This window comes from Aeromonas cavernicola, assembly GCF_002795305.1.
In the GTDB taxonomy this organism is placed as follows: Bacteria; Pseudomonadota; Gammaproteobacteria; order Enterobacterales; family Aeromonadaceae; genus Aeromonas; species Aeromonas cavernicola.
Window position 1 is genome coordinate 1 of record NZ_PGGC01000189.1, and the last position, 1,151, is coordinate 1,151.

Sequence of the window (1,151 nt, forward strand, 5' to 3'; positions counted from 1 at the left end):
ACCGGGGCTGCATTATAACCGCCATCGTTATTACCAACCCGACACTGGCCGTTTTATTAGCCCTGACCCTATTGGGTTAGCGGGTGGGATAAATAACTACCAATATGCGCCCAATCCGATTGGTTGGGTTGATCCGTTGGGGTTGACGAATATTCCGGGGGAATGTCCGCCGCCAAAAACAGCTGAGGCTGATCCTATCCAGCCAGATCGTCAAGGTGGGCCGGAAGAGCCACCGAGTGTTGCAGGGAACGCAGGTCGTGCTGGTAAGCAGGCGAGATTACGTGAACTTGCTAATGATGATAAGTTGGGATCTTCTGATCGTGGTTGGCTATTGCAAGAGATGAATTCTATAGATAGAGGTCAACGCAATAGTATTAGAAACCCTCCGGGAAAAGATCTAGCACATGAACGAGGAAGAGAGGCTGCAAAAGGATACGGTTATAGCTTCTCAAATTTGCAGCTTAGAATATTGCATCGATTACAGCATAAGTACGACAATTTCGGGCGAAAGAATAAAGAGCGTCCTGTGGAGAATAAAAATGAAGATTAATCAAAAACAAATAGAAGCCGTATTAGCTTTATCATCAGAGGAACGTTACAAACACTTCATTAAAGTTATTGCTGATTGGCAAGAAGTTTGGGGGCTTTATCATGACGGTTGGGCGTTAGCAGAAACGGATACCGGAGAAATTTCATTTCCTATGTGGCCAGCAAAAGAGTATGCCGCTATTTGTGCTGAAAATGAATGGGGGGGATATGTACCTGAAGCATTCTCTCTTGATGATCTGCTTGGCGAGTTACTACCAAATATGAAAAATGATAATGTTGTTCCTTGTATTTTCTATACGACTTTGGATAAGGGAGTTGTAACGACTATTGAACAGTTATCATACGATTTAAATGAAGAATTAAAGCGTTATTGATCAAGGGCTGTTGGGTCCGCGTAGCATAATGATTTTTTTCGGATTAATTAATAGGGTGCTCTTTCACAATCTGGATATTTCAAAGGTCAGGAATAAATAACCTCCTGACCTTTTTATTTTATTTCCCGCTACCAGCGGGACGCCATGGGGCGGCTTATTCAGAAAACCCTGCCTGATGGCCAGCAGATTAGCTACCGCTACGACGGCCACGGCCAGCTGAGCGAGGTG

Annotated in this window: 2 protein-coding genes; both read left to right on the top strand. The window is 44.3% G+C overall.

Annotated elements, in window-relative coordinates:
- A partial coding sequence (locus tag CUC53_RS16945; protein ID WP_201796787.1) for an RHS repeat-associated core domain-containing protein occupies window positions 1-550 on the top strand: 550 nt, incomplete at its 5' end.
- Window positions 540-923 (top strand): DUF2750 domain-containing protein, encoded by a 384-nt coding sequence (locus tag CUC53_RS16950; RefSeq protein ID WP_100295216.1) that lies wholly within the window; start codon window positions 540-542, stop codon window positions 921-923. The genes CUC53_RS16945 and CUC53_RS16950, both read left to right, overlap by 11 nt.
- Window positions 924-1,151 lie beyond the last annotated feature (228 nt).